The sequence below is a fragment of the Streptomyces sp. NPDC021012 genome, from assembly GCF_044333355.1.
Taxonomy (GTDB): Bacteria; Actinomycetota; Actinomycetes; order Streptomycetales; family Streptomycetaceae; genus Streptomyces.
Genome location: NZ_JBIRQU010000018.1, coordinates 97,133 through 115,385, shown reverse-complemented (window position 1 = coordinate 115,385; position 18,253 = coordinate 97,133). Strand labels below are relative to the sequence as shown.

At 72.3% G+C, this 18,253-nt stretch carries 19 protein-coding genes; 8 read left to right on the top strand and 11 right to left on the bottom strand.

Annotated features, from left to right (window positions below; all coding sequences use genetic code 11):
* Positions 1-41 precede the first annotated feature (41 nt).
* The 3 genes from ACH4TP_RS36440 (at position 42) to ACH4TP_RS36430 (ending at position 2,210) form a co-directional block, all read left to right on the top strand.
* The gene (locus ACH4TP_RS36440) at positions 42-743 is read left to right on the top strand and encodes a GPP34 family phosphoprotein (protein WP_389227561.1); all 702 of its coding nucleotides are present in this window, start codon (positions 42-44) and stop codon (positions 741-743) included.
* A 226-nt stretch (positions 744-969) separates the two neighbouring features.
* Entirely contained in the window at positions 970-1,830 is an 861-nt protein-coding gene (locus ACH4TP_RS36435) for a helix-turn-helix transcriptional regulator (RefSeq protein ID WP_093875592.1), read from the top strand.
* Between the two features lie 179 nt (positions 1,831-2,009).
* Positions 2,010-2,210 carry a DUF397 domain-containing protein gene (locus ACH4TP_RS36430; protein ID WP_041133951.1) on the top strand — a complete coding sequence of 67 codons (201 nt, stop codon included), beginning with the start codon at positions 2,010-2,012 and terminating at the stop codon, positions 2,208-2,210.
* Positions 2,211-2,305: 95 nt separating this feature from the next.
* On the opposite strand, the gene ACH4TP_RS36425 is transcribed toward ACH4TP_RS36430, so the two are convergent.
* Positions 2,306-3,139: a hypothetical protein gene (locus ACH4TP_RS36425; protein ID WP_398440284.1), complete on the bottom strand. Its 834-nt coding sequence runs from the start codon at positions 3,137-3,139 to the stop codon at positions 2,306-2,308.
* 82 nt (positions 3,140-3,221) lie between these two features.
* Here ACH4TP_RS36425 and ACH4TP_RS36420 point away from each other — a divergent pair, with 82 nt between their 5' ends.
* Complete coding sequence (locus ACH4TP_RS36420) at positions 3,222-4,004, top strand: SDR family oxidoreductase (RefSeq protein ID WP_389227554.1); 783 nt, start codon at positions 3,222-3,224, stop codon at positions 4,002-4,004.
* Positions 4,005-4,053: 49 nt separating this feature from the next.
* On the opposite strand, the gene ACH4TP_RS36415 is transcribed toward ACH4TP_RS36420, so the two are convergent.
* The 6 genes from ACH4TP_RS36415 to ACH4TP_RS36390 form a co-directional block, all read right to left on the bottom strand.
* Positions 4,054-5,169: an ADP-ribosylglycohydrolase family protein gene (locus ACH4TP_RS36415; RefSeq protein WP_398440283.1), complete on the bottom strand. Its 1,116-nt coding sequence runs from the start codon at positions 5,167-5,169 to the stop codon at positions 4,054-4,056.
* 141 nt (positions 5,170-5,310) lie between these two features.
* Positions 5,311-7,896: a bifunctional FO biosynthesis protein CofGH gene (locus ACH4TP_RS36410; RefSeq protein ID WP_389227548.1), complete on the bottom strand. Its 2,586-nt coding sequence runs from the start codon at positions 7,894-7,896 to the stop codon at positions 5,311-5,313.
* A 58-nt stretch (positions 7,897-7,954) separates the two neighbouring features.
* The gene (locus tag ACH4TP_RS36405; RefSeq protein ID WP_398440282.1) at positions 7,955-8,308 is read right to left on the bottom strand and encodes a hypothetical protein; all 354 of its coding nucleotides are present in this window, start codon (positions 8,306-8,308) and stop codon (positions 7,955-7,957) included.
* A complete protein-coding gene (locus ACH4TP_RS36400; RefSeq protein ID WP_398440281.1) occupies positions 8,305-8,766 on the bottom strand; it encodes a prevent-host-death family protein in 462 nt (153 codons plus the stop codon). The genes ACH4TP_RS36405 and ACH4TP_RS36400 overlap by 4 nt, the downstream gene beginning before the upstream one ends.
* A 40-nt stretch (positions 8,767-8,806) precedes the next feature.
* The gene (locus ACH4TP_RS36395) at positions 8,807-9,637 is read right to left on the bottom strand and encodes an LLM class F420-dependent oxidoreductase (protein WP_398440280.1); all 831 of its coding nucleotides are present in this window, start codon (positions 9,635-9,637) and stop codon (positions 8,807-8,809) included.
* Between the two features lie 55 nt (positions 9,638-9,692).
* The gene (locus tag ACH4TP_RS36390; RefSeq protein ID WP_398440279.1) at positions 9,693-10,355 is read right to left on the bottom strand and encodes a hypothetical protein; all 663 of its coding nucleotides are present in this window, start codon (positions 10,353-10,355) and stop codon (positions 9,693-9,695) included.
* A gap of 115 nt (positions 10,356-10,470) precedes the next feature.
* On the opposite strand from ACH4TP_RS36390, the gene ACH4TP_RS36385 reads away from it, so the two are divergent.
* Together ACH4TP_RS36385 and ACH4TP_RS36380 are read left to right on the top strand one after the other, a co-directional pair.
* On the top strand, positions 10,471-11,211 hold the full coding sequence (locus ACH4TP_RS36385; protein WP_398440278.1) for a GNAT family N-acetyltransferase: 741 nt from the start codon (positions 10,471-10,473) through the stop codon (positions 11,209-11,211).
* Between the two features lie 147 nt (positions 11,212-11,358).
* Positions 11,359-11,829, top strand: coding sequence for a carboxymuconolactone decarboxylase family protein (locus ACH4TP_RS36380; protein ID WP_398440277.1), 471 nt, complete (start codon positions 11,359-11,361; stop codon positions 11,827-11,829).
* On the opposite strand, the gene ACH4TP_RS36375 is transcribed toward ACH4TP_RS36380, so the two are convergent.
* Positions 11,795-12,268 carry a GNAT family N-acetyltransferase gene (locus ACH4TP_RS36375; protein WP_398188239.1) on the bottom strand — a complete coding sequence of 158 codons (474 nt, stop codon included), beginning with the start codon at positions 12,266-12,268 and terminating at the stop codon, positions 11,795-11,797. The genes ACH4TP_RS36380 and ACH4TP_RS36375 overlap by 35 nt on opposite strands.
* 45 nt (positions 12,269-12,313) lie before the next feature.
* Here ACH4TP_RS36375 and ACH4TP_RS36370 point away from each other — a divergent pair, with 45 nt between their 5' ends.
* Entirely contained in the window at positions 12,314-12,760 is a 447-nt protein-coding gene (locus ACH4TP_RS36370) for a carboxymuconolactone decarboxylase family protein (protein ID WP_398188472.1), read from the top strand.
* 38 nt (positions 12,761-12,798) lie between these two features.
* Positions 12,799-13,017: a hypothetical protein gene (locus tag ACH4TP_RS36365; protein ID WP_398440276.1), complete on the top strand. Its 219-nt coding sequence runs from the start codon at positions 12,799-12,801 to the stop codon at positions 13,015-13,017.
* An 88-nt stretch (positions 13,018-13,105) separates the two neighbouring features.
* Here the strand turns inward: ACH4TP_RS36365 and ACH4TP_RS36360 are convergent, their stop codons facing one another.
* The 3 genes from ACH4TP_RS36360 to ACH4TP_RS36350 all read right to left on the bottom strand — a co-directional run bounded on the left by ACH4TP_RS36360 (position 13,106) and on the right by ACH4TP_RS36350 (position 18,132).
* Entirely contained in the window at positions 13,106-14,677 is a 1,572-nt protein-coding gene (locus ACH4TP_RS36360; RefSeq protein WP_398188242.1) for an APC family permease, read from the bottom strand.
* A gap of 270 nt (positions 14,678-14,947) precedes the next feature.
* Positions 14,948-16,408, bottom strand: a complete 1,461-nt coding sequence (locus ACH4TP_RS36355; protein ID WP_389227521.1) for an aldehyde dehydrogenase family protein — start codon at positions 16,406-16,408, stop codon at positions 14,948-14,950.
* The gene (locus ACH4TP_RS36350) at positions 16,405-18,132 is read right to left on the bottom strand and encodes an amidohydrolase family protein (RefSeq protein ID WP_398188248.1); all 1,728 of its coding nucleotides are present in this window, start codon (positions 18,130-18,132) and stop codon (positions 16,405-16,407) included. The genes ACH4TP_RS36355 and ACH4TP_RS36350 overlap by 4 nt, the downstream gene beginning before the upstream one ends.
* Between the last annotated feature and the right edge of the window lie 121 nt (positions 18,133-18,253).

The window sequence follows — 18,253 nt, the reverse complement described above, 5'->3', positions numbered from 1 at the left end:
AGAGGGGTCACCCTGTCATTCATCCACGCGGGGAGGCATGGATGGGCAGGAGCCGCAGAACTATTCCGGAAGAGCTTCTGTTGCTCGCTCTGGACCCGACCACGGGTACCACAGCGCAGCCGCAGTCGCTCGACCTCGGTCTGGCCGGAGCACAGCTAGTGGAGCTGGCTCTGGCAGGCCGGATAGCCCCTGACGGGGATCGTATCGCCGTGGTGATGCCACGGCCGACCGGAGATCCGACCTTGGACTCCGCACTGGAGCTGCTGCGCAGGCGCGGCAGCCCGGTTCGGGCCGTCCACTGGATCGGCGGACCCCGACTGGGGCTCCGTCAGACGTATCTCTCGCATCTGGAGCGATGCGGCATGGTCCATGCCGTGGAGGGCCAGATGTGCGGGGTGTTGCCGACGACTCGCTACCAGGCGACGGACACGGCGATCAGCCGGGAGATCAGGGCCCGGCTGGACAGTGCGATCCGCACCGGCGTACCGCCGGACCCGCGGACCGCGGCGCTTGCCGCGCTGGCCCACGCGGTCGGACTCGGGAAGCACCTCTACCCCGGCAACGAAGGACGGTCGTCGCGGTCCCGGCTGCGCGACCTGATCCGGCACGACCCGATGGGCGGTCTCGTGGCGCACGCCGTCATGGACGTCCAGAACGGTGCCGCGGCGCAACCGCGCCGTGCGCCGGCCGCGGGCGTCCCGGCGCAGCCTCGCGGCAGCATGGCCCGCGCGGCCGCGCACTGACGCCCAGGCGACGCGAGCACGGCACGGCACGGCACGCAGCACCCCGTACCGAAGAACCACCCCTGGAACCATCCCGGGAGCCGCACAGGTGTGCGGGGCGGTCTGGACGGCCGCCCCGCACATGTGCGTTGTCCTGTTTTCCCAGCGCGCACCCGGCCATTGGTGGCAGTCTGCCAAGCGGTAGATACTCACAGCTACGCAGCAGACAGCCGGAGGTGCAGTTTCCGTGGCGTCCAACGTCAACCCCACCGTCAGGCGACGCCGATTGGGCCAGGAGCTGCGCAAGCTCCGCGAGGCGAAGAACATGACGGCCGAGCAGGTCGCCGAGCGTCTCCTCGTCTCCCAGTCCAAGATCAGCCGGCTGGAGAACGGCCGTCGCTCCATCAGCCAGCGCGACGTCCGCGACCTGTGCGGCGTGTACGAGGTCGAGGACGAGCGCATGGTCGACTCCCTCATGCAGATGGCCAAGGACTCGCGCCAGCAGGGCTGGTGGCACGCCTTCGGCGACATCCCGTACAGCGTCTACATCGGTCTGGAGACGGACGCGGAGAGCCTGCGGATGTACGAGTCGCAGATCATCCCCGGACTGCTCCAGACCCCGGCGTACGCGGAGGCCGTGATCTCCGGGGCGATGCCGGAGTCGACGCCCGCGGAGATCGAGAAGCGGGTCACGGTCCGGACCCGCCGCCAGGACCGGATCAGGGACGAGGAGCGTCCGCTGCGCCTGTGGGCGGTCATCGACGAGGGCGCGCTGCACCGGATCGTGGGCAGCAGGCAGCTGATGGTCGAGCAGCTGGAGCACCTGATCGAGCAGTCGCACCTCCCGCACGTGACCGTGCAGGTGATCCCGTTCGAGATGGGCGCGCATCCCGGGATCAGCGGGCAGTACTCGATCCTGGAGTTCCCGGACACCTCGGACTCCAGCGTCGTCTACATCGAGGGCGTGACGAGCGATCTGTACCTGGAGAAGGCGCAGGACGTCGGCAAGTACTCCGTCATGTATGAGCACCTCAGGGCACAGGCGCTGAACGTCGAGCAGACGCGGGAGTTCATCTCGAAGATGGCGAAGAAGCACGCCCAGGGCTGATCGTCCGGCGGCGGGGCAGGCACCGTACACGTGGCACTCGCCCCGAAGGAAGCCCAGTTGGAATATGCCACCCGGACGTGTGAACGCCGGTCCCGCCCGACGGGACCGGCGAGTAGCGTCGATCACGCCACCGAGAACGTTGGCGCGACACCCTACTCGGAAGAACCGGAGTGAGCAGCATGGCGATTATTCAGGGCGGTACGGACACCTGGACCAAGTCCTCGTACTCGGGCGGGAACGGGGCCTGCGTCGAGGTGAAGTCCCCCGTCGTGGCCGCGATCGCGGTGCGTGACTCGAAGGCCCCCGAGGGCCCGTCCCTCTCTTTCGGCCCGGGATCGTGGAACGCGTTCGTCGGCGAGGTGAGCAACGGGGCCCTCTGAGCCCCGGTGCGCACGCCGTCACCAGCAGTACGAATGAGCCCTCTCGACCGGTCCGCCGTCCTGGCCGAGGGGGCTCGGCCCTTTTCCGGAGAGCTTCAGCGCAGCTCGTCCACGTAGCGGTCCGTGCCCGGTACGGTCGGGATGAACGGGGCCACCAGCTCGACCCGGGCCGCTCCGGAGGCCAGGGAGTCCAGGTGCGCGAAGTGCTCCGTCCAGCAGGTGCGCGGGTCCTCCTCGAGGAACCACAGGAGGGTCAGCCGGGTGTCGAGGCCCTCGACCTGCTTCACGTACGTCATGCGGTCGCCGGGCAGCGGGGTCGGCCGGAAGACCGTCACCATCGCAGCCGGTGAGCCGGCGAGGCGGCGGGGCAGTTCCCGGGTGCGAAGCCGGTCGAGCAGTTCCGCCCGGCCCTCCGGGCCCTCCGCGTCGATCACCTGGAGGATCAGGCCGGCGTAGGGGTGGTCGAGGGCGTGGAAGTCGCGCGGGCCGGCGGCCCCGTCGCGGTAGACGGTCGCCTCGTGGTCCTGGAACGAGGTGAAGACGTGGGTGCGGTCGTGGTAGACGCGGCCGTCCTGGTTGAGGCGCTTGTTGATGCCGACGGTCCACTTCATGTGCTCGTCGTAGCGGCCCTCGGTGATCCAGTACGTGGAGAGGTAGCACCCGGCGGTGACCGGCCGGGCGACGGCGGACTTCTCGGGGACGCGGAGCTCCTGGAGCTCGCGGGTGGCGACCCAGCGGCGGCCGGCGTACATCCAGGGCATGGCCATGGCGCCGGCGTAGTAGTGGTCGTCCTCGTACCAGCGGTTGTACGCGTACTCGTGGCCCGGACGCGGTTCCACCATGGTGATCAGCGCGTGGCCGGGGCGCACGCCGTACGGACCGACGGCGGCCAGCTCCGCGTACGTCTCGCTGCGGGTCTCCTCGCTCACTCCCGTACCCCTTCCCATGTCGGTGACGGAGTCCTACTCTGACGGACCGTCAGATGCTTGGCCAGGGTCGAGGAGGGTCCGGATGCTGCTCCAGGGGAAGACGGTCGTCGTGTCGGGGGTCGGCGCCGGGCTCGGGCACCGGATCGCGGAGACGGTCGTACGGGACGGGGGACGGGCGGTGCTCGGGGCCCGGACCGGGGCCAACCTCGCCAAGTCCGCCGCCGAGATCGACCCGGAGGGGCGCCGCACCGCGTACCGGGTCACGGACATCACCGACGAGGGGCAGTGCGAGGCGCTCGCCGCGCTCGCCGTCGAGCGGTTCGGCGGGATCGACGCGGTCGTCCACGTCGCCGCCTGGGACTCCTACTTCGGGGGCCTGGAGGACGCGGACTTCGCGACCTGGCAGGGAGTGCTCGACGTCAATCTGCTCGGGACGCTGCGGATGACCCGGGCCTGCCTGCCGGCCCTCAAGGAGCGGGGCGGTTCCGTCGTGCTGATCGGGACGCAGTCGGCGGTCGCCGCGCCCTCGCAGGTGCGGCAGGCGGCGTACGCGGCCTCGAAGGGAGCGCTGACCTCGGCCATGTACTCGCTCGCGCACGAGCTGGGACCGCACCGGATCCGGGTCAACACCGTGCTGCCCGGCTGGATGTGGGGGCCTCCCGTCCAGGCGTACGTGCAGTTCGCCGCCCACACCGAGGGGGTGCCGGAGGCCGAGGTCCTCGCCCGGCTCACCGAGCGGATGGCCCTGCCGGAGCTCGCGACGGACGGCGACGTCGCGGAGGCGGCGGCCTTCCTCGCCTCCGACCGGGCGCGCGCGATCACCGGCCAGTCGCTGCTCGTCAACGCCGGGGAGCTGATGCGCTGAGCGGCTCCCGTCGGCCCCTCGGGTCAGCGGGCCCGGCTGGAGCGGCCCGTCAGCCCCTCGGGTAGCGGGCCAGCCAGCCCGGGGAGGAGGCGGTGGGGCTGTGGAGGGCGGCGCCCTGGGTCATCTCCATCGCGAAGTCGTCCGCGAGTTCCAGGATCGTGGCGCGGCCTTCCAGTTCGGCGAGCCAGGCGGGCGGGAGGGCCGTCTCGCCGTGCAGGGCGCCGAGCAGCGCGCCGGTGAGCGCGCCCGTCACCGCGGAGGGCCCGTCGTGGTTCACCGCGAGCCGCAGACCGTGCCGTACGTCCTCGCCGACCAGGGCGCAGTAGACGGCCGCCGCGAGCTGCCCCTCGGCCCGGTCCTCGCCCGCCCCGAGGGCGGTCACCCGGTCCGCGTCCGGCACCCCTTCCCGTACGGCTCCGAGGGCCCGGCCCAGCGCCTCGGTGACCGGCTCGTGGCCGGGGCGCGCCGCGAGCTGCTCCAGGGCGCGGGCCACCGCCGCCTCGACGGAGCCGCCGCGCGCGAGGCCGTGGACGGTGACCGCGAGGGCGCCCGCGGCGAGGCCGGCGGCCGGGGCGCCGTGCGTCTGGGCGGCGCACTCCACGGCGAGCTGGCAGACGAGCTGCGGCTCCCAGCCGACGAGCAGCCCGAAGGGAGCCGAGCGGGCGAGGGCGCCGGAGTCGGCGGCGTCCGGGTTCTTGGGCCTGTCGAGGGTGCCGAGGCGGTCGTCGCCGAGGCCGGTGAGGCAGGCGCGGGGCGGGTTGCGGCGGGCGTAGAGCCACTCCTCGCGGGCGAGCCAGCCGTTGTCCTTGCGGCGCTCGTCCGGGCCCCAGTCGTGCTGGGTGGCGGCCCAGCGCAGATGGGCCCGGTGGACGTCGGTGGGCGGGTGCCAGGCGCCGGTGTCGCGGCGGACCTGGGCGCGGATGAGGCCGTCGACGGTGAAGAGGGACATCTGGGTCGCGGCGGTGACGGCGCCGCGGCGGCCGAAGGCGGGGACGGGTTCGGTGAGTCCGTCAGGTCCGTGGGCCTCGCGCAGCCCGTCCAGGGGACCCTCCGCCCCCGCCCCCAGGGCGTCGCCGAGGGCCCCACCGAGCAGACAGCCCCGCACGCGGGCCCGGAAGTCCTGCTGTTCGGCACGGCCCCACACGGCCGCGGCTGTCGTGGCCACGATGTGCCCTCCCCCGTAGACCGGTCTGCGCAGCACTGTAATGGACCGGGTACGTCCGTTCGGGGGCCATATCGTTATGTGATCGGACGCCCTTCAGGCGGTTTTTGACCGCGCCGTCCGTTGTAAGTCCACACCGGGGTCCTACTCCAGGGGCAGGACCGGCAGCAGCTCCGGGAGGTGGCCGTCGGAGGCGCGGGCCGTGTGCTGCCGTTCCTCCGGGACCTCGCCGTACAGGGTCGTCCGGGGCTTCGCCGGGCGGCCCGCGGCCTCCGCGATCGCCTCCAGGTCGCGGATCGAGCGGTACGAGCCGTAACTCGAACCGGCCATGCGGGAGATGGTCTCCTCCATCAGCGTCCCGCCGAGGTCGTTGGCGCCCGAGCGGAGCATCTCGGCGGCGCCCTCGGTGCCCAGCTTCACCCAGCTGGTCTGGATGTTGGGGATGTGGGGGTGGAGGAGGAGGCGGGCCATGGCGATGACCGCGCGGTTGTCGCGGGTGGTCGGGCCGGGGCGGGCGATGCCCGCGAGGTAGACGGGCGCGTTCGTGTGGACGAAGGGGAGGGTCACGAACTCGGTGAAGCCGCCGGTCTCCTGCTGGATGCGGGAGAGGGTCCGGAAGTGGCCGAGCCAGTGCCGGGGCTGGTCGACGTGCCCGTACATCATGGTGGAGGAGGAGCGGATGCCCAGCTCGTGGGCGGTCTTGACGACCTCGATCCACGTCGCCGTGGGCAGCTTGCCCTTCGTCAGGACCCAGCGGACCTCGTCGTCGAGGATCTCCGCCGCCGTGCCCGGGATCGAGTCGAGGCCGGCCTCCTTCGCGGCCGTCAGCCACTCCCGGATCGACAGGCCCGTGCGGGAGGCGCCGTTGACGACCTCCATCGGGGAGAAGGCGTGCACGTGCATCCCCGGGACCCGCTCCTTCACCGCGCGCGCGATGTCGAAGTAGGCCGTGCCGGGCAGGTCGGGGTGGATGCCGCCCTGCATGCAGACCTCGACGGCGCCGACCTCCCAGGCCTGCTGGGCGCGGTCCGCGACCTGGTCCAGGGAGAGGGTGTACGCGTCGGCGTCGGTGCGGCGCTGGGCGAAGGCGCAGAAGCGGCAGCCGGTGTAGCAGACGTTGGTGAAGTTGATGTTCCGCGTGACGATGTACGTGACGTCGTCGCCGACCGTCGAGGCGCGGACGTCGTCCGCGATGCGGGTCAGGGCGTCGAGCGCCGGGCCGTCCGCATGCAGCAGGGCGAGCGCCTGGGCGTCGGTGAGCTTCGTCGGGTCGTCGGCGGCGACGGACAGCGCCTCGCGGACGTCGGCGTCGACCCGCTCGGGCACCATGCCGGGCGCGGCGGCCTCGCGGAGCGACTCCCAGTCCCCGTACACCTCGTCGAAGTCGTCCCGCCGGTCGCTCGTACGGCCCTCGGTGTCGATGGTCGCGTGCAGATCGGTGCGGCCGGTCGCGGTGAAGGCCTCGTCGGGCTCCTGCCAGGGCAGGCCGCGCACGGGCGCCTCGGGGTTCGCGAGGCCGGTCTCGGGGTCGGCGAGGGCGCGGACGTGCGGGAGGAGCCGGGGGTCGAGCCAGGGCTCGCCGCGCTGGACGAACTCCGGGTACACGCAGAGCCGTTCGCGCAGCTCGAACCCGGCGGCGCGGGACCTCTCGGCGAGCTCCTCGATCTGCGGCCAGGGCCGCTCCGGGTTGACGTGGTCGATGGTGAGCGGGGAGACGCCGCCCCAGTCGTCGACGCCGGCGGCGATCAGCCGCTCGTACTCGGAGTCGACGAGGTTCGGCGGGGCCTGGAGGCAGGCGGAGGGGCCCATGATGAGCCGGGCGACAGCGACGGTGGCGACGAGGTCGTCGAGCTCGGCGTCCGGCATCCCGCGCATCGCCGTGTCCGGCTTGGCACGGAAGTTCTGGATGATCAGTTCCTGGATCGAGTGGTACGCGCGCGCCACCCGCCGCAGCGCGAAGAGGGACTCGGCGCGCTCCTCCAGGGTCTCCCCGATGCCGAGCAGCAGACCGCTCGTGAAGGGGACGGAGGACCGGCCGGCGTCCTCCAGCACCCTGAGCCGCACGGCCGGTTCCTTGTCGGGGGACCCGTAGTGGGGGCCGCCGGGCTCGGACCAGAGACGGGTCGCGGTCGTCTCCAGCATCATGCCCATGGAGGGCGCGACGGGCTTGAGGCGCTGGAAGTCCGTCCAGGACAGCACGCCGGGGTTCAGGTGCGGGAGGAGTCCCGTCTCCTCCAGGATGCGGATCGCCATGGCCCGTACGTACGCGATCGTGTCGTCGTAGCCGTGCGCGTCGAGCCACTCGCGGGCCTCCGGCCAGCGGTCCTCCGGCTTGTCGCCGAGGGTGATCAGGGCTTCCTTGCAGCCCAGTTCGGCGCCGCGCCGGGCGATGTCGAGCACCTCGTCCGGCGACATGAACATCCCGTGCCCGTCCCGGCGCAGCTTGCCGGGGACGGTGACGAAGGTGCAGTAGTGGCACTTGTCCCGGCACAGCCGGGTGAGCGGTATGAACACGCTCTTCGAGTACGTGACGACCCCCGGCCGCCCGGCCGCCTCAAGACCGGCGTCCCGCACGCGCCCCGCGGACGCGACGAGGTCGTCCAGATCGCTCCCCCGCGCCCGCAACAGCACGGCGGCCTCGGCGACATCGAGCGCGACCCCGTCCCTGGCCCGCCTCAGGGCGCGGCGCATGGCGTTCTCGGTGGGTCGTCCTGCCTGGTGATCCGTCATGCACCGAGCATACGAGCGCACCCCTGGCCGGGGGTTCGGGTCCCCGCAGGAAGGAGGGTCAGTCCGTGTCCTTGGGGTGCCGAGGAGCGGCGTACACGAAGTGCACGGTGCGGCGCGGCCCGTCGACGAGGTACCGGACCCGACCGCCGGCCGTCACCTCGTACTCCCACTGCGGATAGCTGCGCCCACCGAGCGTCCCGTCCGCGAGGCGGCCACGCAGCCGGTGCTGCCTGTCCGGGTCGTCCTGCCGGAGCGGATCCCGGCGCAGGGCTTCGAAGCAGCGTCGGGTGTTGCCCGGAGCCTCGGCAGCGAGCTCCCCCCACCCTTTGGCCGCCTCGTTCGTCGCGAAGCGCAGGCGCCACTCCTCGCCGACCGGTGGCGGGGCGACGTCGTCGCCGCGCTTCGGCGTCACGGAGCGGTCACCTCTCCGTGGTCCTCGTCGGGGAGCGGACGGGTGAGCTGGGCGGTGAGGCCGGGGTCGGCGAGGACGCGGGCCGTCGCCCGCCACTCCACGATCGTGCGGTGGAGGGTGGCGTGAACGTCCAGCTGTGCCGCGTCGTGCGTAGCGTCCACCAGGTCCTGGACGAACTCCCGCGTCTCCTCGGCGGAAAGGTGACGCACCCAGGGGAAGACCGCAGGGAGGGCTCGCCCTATGACACGGGCGCCGCCGTCGGCGGAGAGAAGCGCGGCGAGGAGGCGGGCCGTGACGTCGGCCGTCTCCTCGCGCTCCTGGTCGTAGCCGGCGGTCGTGAGGTAGAGGTCCTGCCCGTCGCGGCGGGTGACGAGCAGGCGGTAGGCGCTGTCGAGCCGTTCGGCGACCCGCTTCGAGTTCTTGGAGAGCTCGGAGAAGGAGACACTCTGGGTCAGCATGCACCGACCATACTTCGGAACGTATTCCGAAGTCAATCACTCAGAGGTAGCGCGCGTACGCGTCCAACACCCCCAGCACCTCCCCCTCACCCCCCGACGGCAGCTGGAGGACGACCTCCTCGCAGCCCAGCTCCGCGTAGTGGGCGAGCTTGCCCGGGCTGGGCAGGACGGCGTACGGGACGAGCTGGAGCGCCTTCGGGTCGCGGCCCGCCCGCTCCCAGGCCTCCCGCAGGACCGGGAGGGACTCCGTCAGGCCGCGGCCGCCGATCGGCATCCAGCCGTCGGTCTGCGCGGCGATCTGCGCGAAGAGCTTCGGGCCTGCCGCCCCGCCCAGGAGGACCCGCGGGGCGCCGCCGGACGGCTTCGGCCAGACCTCCGAGGCGCGGACGGACTCGCCGTACTCCCCTTCGTACGCCCTCGGTTCCGGCGCCCACAGCGCCCGCATCAGGTCGAGCCGGTCGCGGCCGAGCTTCCGGCGGGTCGGCCAGTCGACGCCGTGGTCGGCGGCCTCCTCCCGGTTCCAGCCGAAGCCCACGCCCAGCGTGAACCGGCCCCCGGAGAGGTGGTCGAGCGTGGCGACCTGCTTGGCCAGCACGATCGGATCGTGCTGGGTGATCAGCGTGATGCCGGTGCCCAGGCCGAGGCGCTCGGTCACCGCCGCCGCCTGCCCCAGGGCCACCATCGGGTCGAGCATCCGCGCGTACTCCCGGGGCAGCTCCCCGCCCGCCGGGTAGGGCGTCTCGCGGGAGACGGGGATGTGGGTGTGCTCGGGAAGGTAGAGCCCCGCGAAGCCGCGCTGCTCCAGCTCGCGCGCGAGCCGCACCGGGCTGATGGTCTCGTCGGTCAGGAAGATCGTGGTCGAGATCCGCATAGCCGCACGGTAGGGGCTCCGGCGCGGATTTCCGAGGCCTTCGACAGGCCCGCCGTCAGGAACGTACGGGGTCCACCGCCCGCTGCACCGCCGCCAGGTCCCCGTACCCGCCGTGCTCCCAGACCCTCTCCCGGAAGCGCTGCAGGGTCAGCGGGACGCGGTCCTCACCCGGAACCCCCTCGAAGTGCACCGTGCCGCACCGGTGGCAGTACCAGCCGTGCGACCAGAGCTCCTCGGCGCGGTGGCGTCCGCGCGTGAGGCGGGCGAAGGCGGCCTTGCGCCGCCACAGCACGGTGAACACCAGGACCGCCGCGAGCAGCGCGAGCGCCGAGATCCAGCCGAGGAAGGCGAGGTCCGGCCCGGGGTCGGATGCCGGAGCCGGGACCGGGACGAACCCCCAGCGCGACGGTTCCGGCTCCTCCGGGGCCGGATCGTCCCGGAACCAGTGCCCGGCGAGCGATCCGCCCAGGAACGTGCCGACGGAGACGGCCGCGGCGAGCACGCCGAGGCAGCCGATCGCGTACGACGGCGGCTCCGGCACCGGCGCCAGCGCGTCGGACAGCCCGGTCGTCACCGTCCGCGTCACGGTCCGCATGTCGCCGTCCCGGTCCCGCTCCCTGCTGCTGACGGCGTCCCGGCCCCCGACGTACACGGCGGGCACGGCCTGCACCCGGTCGTCACGGTCACAGCCCGGGCAGGTGTTCCTCACACGGCTCATGGCTCCCCCTGTTTCCATGGTTGCGCTGTGGGACGGGATCGCCCCACGGCCCGGTTCCCTCCGGCCCGCTCGAAAACCACCTGCGGCCCCCACCCCCTCCCCCTACCGTGACCAGGTGCTGAACCGAATCGAGACGTACTACGACGCCGTCCCCCGTTCCGCCGCCCGCGCCGAGGCGCACGGGCCGCTGACCCTCTTCGTGCGGGAGGGGCAGGGCTGGCCCTACTACGCCCGCCCGGCGCTCGGGCACGAGGGCGAGGTCCCCGTGGAGGCCGTGGAGGAGGTACGGGCCCGGCAGCGGGAGCTCGGCGTGCCCGAGGCCTTCGAGTGGGTCGCCGAGACGACACCGGGGCTGCGGGCCGCCGTGGAGGCGACCGGGCTCACCGTGCACGAGCACCCGCTGATGGTCCTGGAGGGCGAGCCGCTCGCCGTACCGGAACCCGAGGGCGTCACCGTACGGCTCGTGGGCGCGGACGACTCCGCCCTGGAGTCCGCCGTCGCCGCCCCGTACGCCGCCTTCGGCGCGGAACCGCAGCCCGGCAGCACCGCCACGGTCGCCGAGCGCATCTCGGCCGGCCTGACCCGGCTCGCGGCCGCCCTGGACGCCGACGGTCACGCCCTCTCCGCCGGCCAGCACCAGCCCGTCGGGGCCGTCTCCGAGGTCGTCGGCGTCGGCACCGTCCCGGCGGCCCGGCGCCGGGGCCTCGGGCTGGCGGTCACGGCCGCCCTGGTCGCGGACGCCCGCGCCCACGGGACGGAGCTCGTGTTCCTGACGGCCTCGGACGCGGACGTGGCCCGGCTCTACGGCCGGCTCGGCTTCCGCACGGTCGCGACCGCCCTCATCGCGGAGGCCTGATCGCACAGGCCCGATCACGCAGGCCCGATCACGCAGGCCCGAAAAGAAATCTCGGAAAAGTTCTCCGGTCCTGTCACATCCCCTCCGCGCACTCCGTCAGTGCAGTGAAAGCGACGCACGAACGACGGAGAACGAGGAGCAGTCACCATGACGACGCACACGCCCCAGCCCCGCATGACCAACCCCGCCCACCTCCTGGCCGACGCCGGTCCGGCGATCCAGAACCTGATCAAGGCCACCCGCCAGGGCGGGGTCGACGAGGGGATCCTGGAGCTGGTGCACCTGCGCGCCAGCCAGATCAACAACTGCGGGTTCTGCGTCGACTACGGCGCCAAGAGCGCCAGGAAGAACGGCGTCAGCGACGAGAAGCTGTTCGCCGTCGCGGCCTGGCGCGAGGCGCCGTACTTCTCCGACGAGGAGCGCGCGGCGCTCGCCCTGGCCGAGGCGGCGACGCGGCTCGCGGACGTCTCGGACGCGGTGCCGGACAAGGTGTGGGACGCGGCCGCCGACCACTTCGACGAGAAGCAGCTCGCCGCGATCGTCCTGATGGTCGGCGTCACGAACCTGTTCAACCGGCTCAACGTCACCGTCCGCCAGCCGGCGGGCGCGGGTTTCTGACCATCAGCACGTCCACCGGGTCCTCGGACTCCCACGCGAACCCCTCCCGCTCGTAGAGGCGGCGGGCCGCGCTGCCCTGGAGCACCACCAGGCGGACCGGGAGCGACGCCTCGTCCGCCCGGGCGAGCAGCTCGCGCAGCACCGCCGTCCCGAGGCCCCGGCCCTGGGTGGCGGGGTCCAGGTAGAAGTGTTCGAGGTAGAGGCCCTCGCCGTCCTCGTAGGGGCGCACCGTGACGCATCCGGCGAGTGCGCCGTCCACTTCGATCACCGAGGTGTGCGCCGGCGAGAAGCCGTCGCGCAGCCGCTGGCGCACCCGGTGCTCGTCGTAGCGGCCGAGGCGCACCAGGTCCTCGCGCATCACCTCGGCCCGCAGCTCGGCTATCGCCTCGACGTCCTGCGCCCTGCCCGGGCGCAGCGCCCAGTTCGTTTCCCCGTACATGTACGCATCCTAAGGAGCACCCCTGTGACCTCCCGTCCCGCACGCATGCCCAACCCCGCCGCCGTCCTGCCCGAGGCCATGCCGGCGATCTTCCAGCTCATCAAGGCCGTCCAGTCGGGCGGCGACGTGCCCGCCACCACCCTGGACCTGGTCCACCTGCGCGCGAGCCAGATCAACGGCTGCGGGTACTGCGTGGTCGGCGGGGCGCTGAAGGCGCAGAAGGAGGGCGAGACGGACGAGCGGCTGCATGCCGTCGCGGCCTGGCGGGAGGCGCCGTACTTCACGGAGGCGGAGCGGGCGGCGCTGGCCCTCGCCGAGCACGCGACCCGGCTCGCGGACCGCCCGGACGCCGTGCCGGACGCGGTGTGGGAGGAGGCGGCCCGGCACTACGACGAGAGGCAGCTCGCCCAGATCGTGCTGTGGCTCGGGGTCACCAACCTCTTCAACCGGCTCAACGCCACGACCCGGCAGCCGGCCGGCGCGACCTGGTAGCTCGTAACCGGACCCGCGCCGTCCGCGTTACGACGGGCATGAAGAGGATCCTCACCGCAGCCGCCCTGACCGTCTTCGCCGCCGCGGGTGCCGCGGGCGCCGCCGCCGGTACCGCCGCCGCCGACACCAGCGGCCTGAACCTCCCCTCGGTCGTCCCCCTCAGCGGCGTCCTGACCCCCAAGGCAAAGCCGGCCCACACCCCCGACCTCCCGCCGGCCAACGCGGCGGTGGAGCGCCTGCTGCCCGGGCATCACTGACCGGTACGAGAGAGAAGACGAGGGTGGCGGGACCCCCCACGGGCCCGCCACCCTCGCGTTTCAGGGACGCCTCAGCCTCAGCAGGGCGTCAGTCCGCGACCACCAGCGACGGCGTCTCCTTCGTCAGGATCTCGCCGCGGAAGAAGGCGGGGCTGCGGCGCTGCATGACCAGCATGATGACCACGCCGAGGAGCAGCAGTCCGACGCCGATGACGAAGACCGAGCCGATGCCGAGGACGGAGGAGCCGGAGCCGTAGGCGGGGTCCCACATGTCGTAGAGGGTCTTACCGAAGACGGCCGTCAGCATCAGGCCGCCGAGGGCCGGGATGACGCCCTTGAAGGCGAGGTCGCGGGCGGAGGTGAAGAGCTCGGCGCGGAAGAACCAGACGCAGGCGAAGGCCGTCAGGGCGTAGTAGAAGCAGATCATCAGGCCGAGGGCGTAGATGGTGTCGACCAGGACGTTCTCGCTGACGAGGGTCATGACGGTGTAGAAGACGCCGGTGGCGACGCCGGCCACGATGGTGGCCTTGCCGGGGACCTTGAAGACGGGGTGGACCCGGGCGAAGGACGGCGGCAGGGCCTCGTAGCTGGACATGGCGAGGACGGTGCGGGCGACCGGGATGAAGGTGGTCTGGAGGCTCGCGGCGGCGGAGGCGAGGACGGCGACGAAGAGCGCGATGCCGAGGACGGGGCCCATGACGGGGCCCGCGAGGGCGGCGAAGACGTTGTCGGAGGTCTCCGGGTTGGCGAGGCCGAGGCCCTTGTCGCCGGAGCCGACGACCATCTGGGCGGCGACGCCGGTGGCCAGGTAGGAGCCGACCAGGACGACCATCGAGATGAGCGCGGCGCGGCCCGGGGTCTTGTCGCTGTCGGTGGTCTCCTCGTTGGCCGTGAGGCAGGTGTCCCAGCCCCAGTACATGAAGATCGACAGCGAGAGGCCGGCGGTGAAGGCGGCGAAGGAGCCGACGGAGAAGGGGTTCAGCCAGGACCAGGAGAAGCTCGCCCCGGTCGGGAAGTCGACCGAGCCGGCCTTGGAGAAGGCCATGACGACGAAGACCGCGAGGACGGCCAGCTGGAGGCCGACGAGGGTGTACTGCACGCCCTTGGTGGCGGTCATGCCGCGGTAGCTGATCGCGGTCGCGGCGGCGATCAGGGTGAGGCAGGTGACGATGTGGACGGCCTTGTTGTCGTCCAGGGCGGCGATCGAGTCGTTGCCGCTGATCTCTCCGGCGAGCAGCCAGAAGTACGAGGTCGCGACGCCGGCCAGGTTGGACAGCACGATGATCGTCGCGATGACCAGGCCCCAGCCGCACATCCAGCCGACCTTGGGGCCGAAGGCCTTCACGGTCCAGGTGAAGGAGGTGCCGCAGTCGGGCATGCGCTTGTTGAGCTCGCGGTACGCGAACGCGACGAGCAGCATCGGCAGGAAGCCCGCGAGGAAGACAGCGGGCATCTGCAGCCCGACCTCGCCGGCCGTGGAGCCGAGCGTGGAGGTCAGGCAGTAGACGGGGGCGACGGTCGAGATGCCGATGACGGCGCTGCCGAGGAGGCCCACGGAGTTGCCGCCGAGGCCCTTGCCGCGCACGCCGGAGGTGCCGTCCGGGGCGCCGTTGCCCCTTGCCGTGTCCACGGCTTGCTGCCGTACGTCCACCTGAGTCATGAACTTGACGTTAAATGCTGCGGTTTCCATATCCGGAGGACGAGCCTCCGCTCACTTGATGCTCATTTGATCGATCATGGCCTTGCATTGCGAGGTCGAACCGGACACTCGCCGATGATTGAAAGATCGACCAACCAGGATGGTCAACCATCCGACAGATCCGGCGACGAGTGTCCGATATGCGGGAACCGCAGCTGTGCCCCAAATGTCCGTTTCAAAAATTTCCCGTGAAATTTTCGAGACGCTTCTCACCCCGGTCCCCCGGGGCCGTCACCCCGGCCAGACGACCGCCTGGAGCTCGCTGTACGCGTGCAGCGCGTACGAGCCCACGTCCCGTCCGACGCCGCTCTTCTTGAAGCCGCCGAAGGGCGCCTCCATGTTCCGGCCGATCGTGTTCACGCCCACCCCGCCGGCCCGCAGCCGGGCCGCGACGCGGAAGGCGCGGGCGACGTCGCCGGACCACACGTAGTCGATCAGTCCGTAGTCGCTGTCGTTCGCGAGCGCGATGCCCTCCTCCTCGTCGTCGAAGGGGACGACCACGACGACCGGGCCGAAGATCTCCTCCCGCACCACCCGCATCTCGTTGGTGCAGTCGGCGAGCAGCGTCGGGGCCACGTAGAAGCCCTTGGCGAAGTCCGGGCGCTCGCCGCCCGCGACGACCCGGGCCCCTTCCTTCTTCCCCAGCTCGACGTACGACTCCACCCGGTCGCGGTGGGCCGCCGAGATCACCGGGCCGACGACCGTGCCCTTCTCCGCCGGGTCACCCACCTTCATGAAGGCGAGGTAGCCGGTGAGCTTCTCGATCAGACGGTCGTGGATCCCGCGCTGGGCGAGGACGCGGGTCGGGGCGGTGCAGATCTGGCCGCTGTAGAAGGCGAAGGTCGTCCCGATGCCCATCACCGCCGAGTCCAGGTCGGCGTCGTCGAAGACGAGCGCGGCGCCCTTCCCGCCCAGTTCCATCAGCTGCCGCTTGAGCGAGCGGCCGCAGACCTCGCCGATCGCCTGGCCGACGGCCGTGGAGCCGGTGAAGGAGACCATGTCGACGTCCGGGGAGTCGACGGCCGCCTCGCCGACGGCCCGCGCGGAGCCGGTGACGACGTTGACGACGCCCGCCGGGACGCCGGCCTCCGCCAGGGCCCGGGTCATGGCGTACACGGAGAGCGGGTCCTGCGGGGCGGGCTTCACGACGACCGTGTTGCCCATGGCGAGCGCCGGGGCGATCTTGCCGGCCGGGTTGGCCCAGGGGTTGTTGTACGAGGTGATGCAGGTGACGACGCCGACCGGGCGCCGTACCGCCACCGCGCCGAACACCCCGGCCCTCCCCATCGGCCCGGCCTCGTTGATCTGCGGGGGCAGCGCCTGCTCGACCGGTTCCATGGCCCCCCGCGCGTACCGCCGGAAGCGGGAGGAGCCGACCGCGACCTGCATCCCGCGCGCGGTGCCGGTGGTGGCGCCGGTCTCGGCCCGGGCGAGCAGGACGTTCTCCTCGGCGTCGCGGGCCATCAGGTCCGCCGCCCGGTCGAGGATCGCCGCCCGCTCCTCCGGTCGCGTGCGGGACCAGCTCGCGAAGGCCTCGCGGGCGGCGGCGGCCGCCTCGTACACCTGGGCCCTGCTCGCCTCCGGGGCCAGGCCGACGACCTCCTCCGAGGCCGGGTCGATCACCTCGTAGTGGCCGCCGTCGGGCTCGACCCACTCTCCCCCTATGTAGAGGCGCTCGGTCCGGGTGGTCATCGCGTGCTCACCGTCCTCGTGTCACGTCCGGAGCGCAGCACCTTGCCCGGTACCGCGCCGGTCACCTCGTCGTCCCGTACCGTCTCCACGCCGTTGACCCGCACCGACACGATCCCGACCGCGCGCGAGTCGAGGCGCGGGCTGTCCCCCGGCAGGTCGTGCACGAGGGTCGCCGGGCCGGCGTCGATCCGCTCCGGGTCGAAGAGGACCAGGTCGGCGTGGAAGCCCTCCGCGATCCGGCCGCGCTCCCGGAGCCCGAAGAGGCGGGCCGGGTCGTCGCTCAGCATCTTCACCGCCCGCTCCAGGGGGACCAGCTTCCGGCCGCGCAGGCAGTCGCCGAGGAAGCGGGTGGTGTACGGGGCGCCGCACATGCGGTCCAGGTGCGCGCCCGCGTCGGAGCCGCCGAGCAGGACGTCCTCGTGGTCCCAGGTCTCCCGGCGCAGCGCCCAGGAGGCCGGGTCGTTGTCGCTGGGCATCGGCCACAGGACGGTCCTCAGGTCGTCGTTGGCGCAGATCTCGACGAGGGCCTGGAAGGGGTCCTGGCCGCGCTCGGCGGCGATGTCGCCGACGACCCGGCCGGTGAGGCCCTCGTTCTCGCGGCTGTACGTGTCCCCGATGACGTACCGGGCGAAGTGCGCGAGCCGCCGGAAGACCCCGGCCTCCTTCGAGTCGGCGCGCCGCAGCATCTCGGCCCGTACGTCGGGGTCGCGGAGCTTCGCGATCCGCTCGGGGACGGGGAGGGCGAGGACCTCGCCCCAGCCGGGGATGAGGTTGAGGGCGCAGAAGGTGCCGAGGGACATGTTCATGGGGGTGAGGATCGGCATGGTGAGGGCGACGATCCGGCCGCCGGACTTGCGGGCCCGCTCGGAGGCGGTGAGCTGGCGGGGGACGCGCTCGGGGACGGCGGCGTCGATGGTGAGGACGTTCCAGTTGAGGGGCCGCCCGGCGGCGACGGTCATCTCGACGAAGAGGTCGATCTCGTCGTCGGAGAACTGGTCGAGGCAGCCGGCGAGGATGGCCTCGATCTGGGTCCCCTCGTGCTCGCCGACGGCCCTGGAGAGGGCGATGAGCTCGGCGGGTCCCGCGTGCCGGGAGGCGACGGGGGCGCCGTCGCCGTCGGAGTGGGTGGAGGACTGGGTGGTGGAGAGCCCCCAGGCGCCGGCGTCCATGGCCTCCTTGAGGAGGTCGACCATCTGCCGCAGTTGTTCGGGAGTGGGCTGTCCGCCGACCGCGTCCGGGCCCATCACGTACCGGCGCAGGGCGCAGTGGCCGACCATGAAGCCGGCGTTGACGGCGATGCGGCCGTCGAGGGCGTCCAGGTACTCGGCGAAGGAGGACCAGCTCCAGTCGACGCCCTCCTCCAGGGCCTTGAGGGCCATGCCCTCGACCTTCGACATCATGCGGCGCGTGTAGTCGGCGTCCTCGGGGCGGTCCGGGTGGAGGGGCGCGAGGGTGAAGCCGCAGTTGCCGCCGGCGACGGTGGTGACGCCGTGGTTCATGGAGGGGGTGGCGTAGGGGTCCCAGAAGAGCTGGGCGTCGTAGTGGGTGTGGGGGTCGACGAAGCCGGGTGCCAGGACGAGGCCGGTGGCGTCCTCGGTGGTGGTCGCCGTCTCCCCGGGCTCGGGGAAGACGATCCGCCCGTCGCGGATGCCGACGTCGGCGACGCGGGCGGGGGCGCCGGTGCCGTCCACGACGGTGGCGCCCTTGATCAGGTGGTCGAGCATGGCGGTCCCTTCTCTTCTCTCCACACGGGTGTGCCCCGGACCGGGGCCGCCGCGGGGCCCCGGCCGGGGCCGGTACGGGGCGGCGGTCCGGGAAGACACCGCCCCGCGTTCGTGCGTGGGG

Coding starts and splice junctions, on each gene's coding strand:
- ACH4TP_RS36440 (WP_389227561.1), top strand. CDS start 42: ATGGGCAGGAGCCGCAGAACTATTCCGGAAGAGCTTCTGTTGCTCGCT.
- ACH4TP_RS36430 (WP_041133951.1), top strand. CDS start 2,010: ATGGCGATTATTCAGGGCGGTACGGACACCTGGACCAAGTCCTCGTAC.
- ACH4TP_RS36420 (WP_389227554.1), top strand. CDS start 3,222: ATGCTGCTCCAGGGGAAGACGGTCGTCGTGTCGGGGGTCGGCGCCGGG.
- ACH4TP_RS36410 (WP_389227548.1), bottom strand. CDS start 7,896: ATGACGGATCACCAGGCAGGACGACCCACCGAGAACGCCATGCGCCGC.
- ACH4TP_RS36400 (WP_398440281.1), bottom strand. CDS start 8,766: ATGCTGACCCAGAGTGTCTCCTTCTCCGAGCTCTCCAAGAACTCGAAG.
- ACH4TP_RS36395 (WP_398440280.1), bottom strand. CDS start 9,637: ATGCGGATCTCGACCACGATCTTCCTGACCGACGAGACCATCAGCCCG.
- ACH4TP_RS36390 (WP_398440279.1), bottom strand. CDS start 10,355: ATGAGCCGTGTGAGGAACACCTGCCCGGGCTGTGACCGTGACGACCGG.
- ACH4TP_RS36380 (WP_398440277.1), top strand. CDS start 11,359: ATGACGACGCACACGCCCCAGCCCCGCATGACCAACCCCGCCCACCTC.
- ACH4TP_RS36375 (WP_398188239.1), bottom strand. CDS start 12,268: ATGTACGGGGAAACGAACTGGGCGCTGCGCCCGGGCAGGGCGCAGGAC.
- ACH4TP_RS36370 (WP_398188472.1), top strand. CDS start 12,314: ATGCCCAACCCCGCCGCCGTCCTGCCCGAGGCCATGCCGGCGATCTTC.
- ACH4TP_RS36365 (WP_398440276.1), top strand. CDS start 12,799: ATGAAGAGGATCCTCACCGCAGCCGCCCTGACCGTCTTCGCCGCCGCG.
- ACH4TP_RS36360 (WP_398188242.1), bottom strand. CDS start 14,677: ATGACTCAGGTGGACGTACGGCAGCAAGCCGTGGACACGGCAAGGGGC.
- ACH4TP_RS36355 (WP_389227521.1), bottom strand. CDS start 16,408: ATGACCACCCGGACCGAGCGCCTCTACATAGGGGGAGAGTGGGTCGAG.
- ACH4TP_RS36350 (WP_398188248.1), bottom strand. CDS start 18,132: ATGCTCGACCACCTGATCAAGGGCGCCACCGTCGTGGACGGCACCGGC.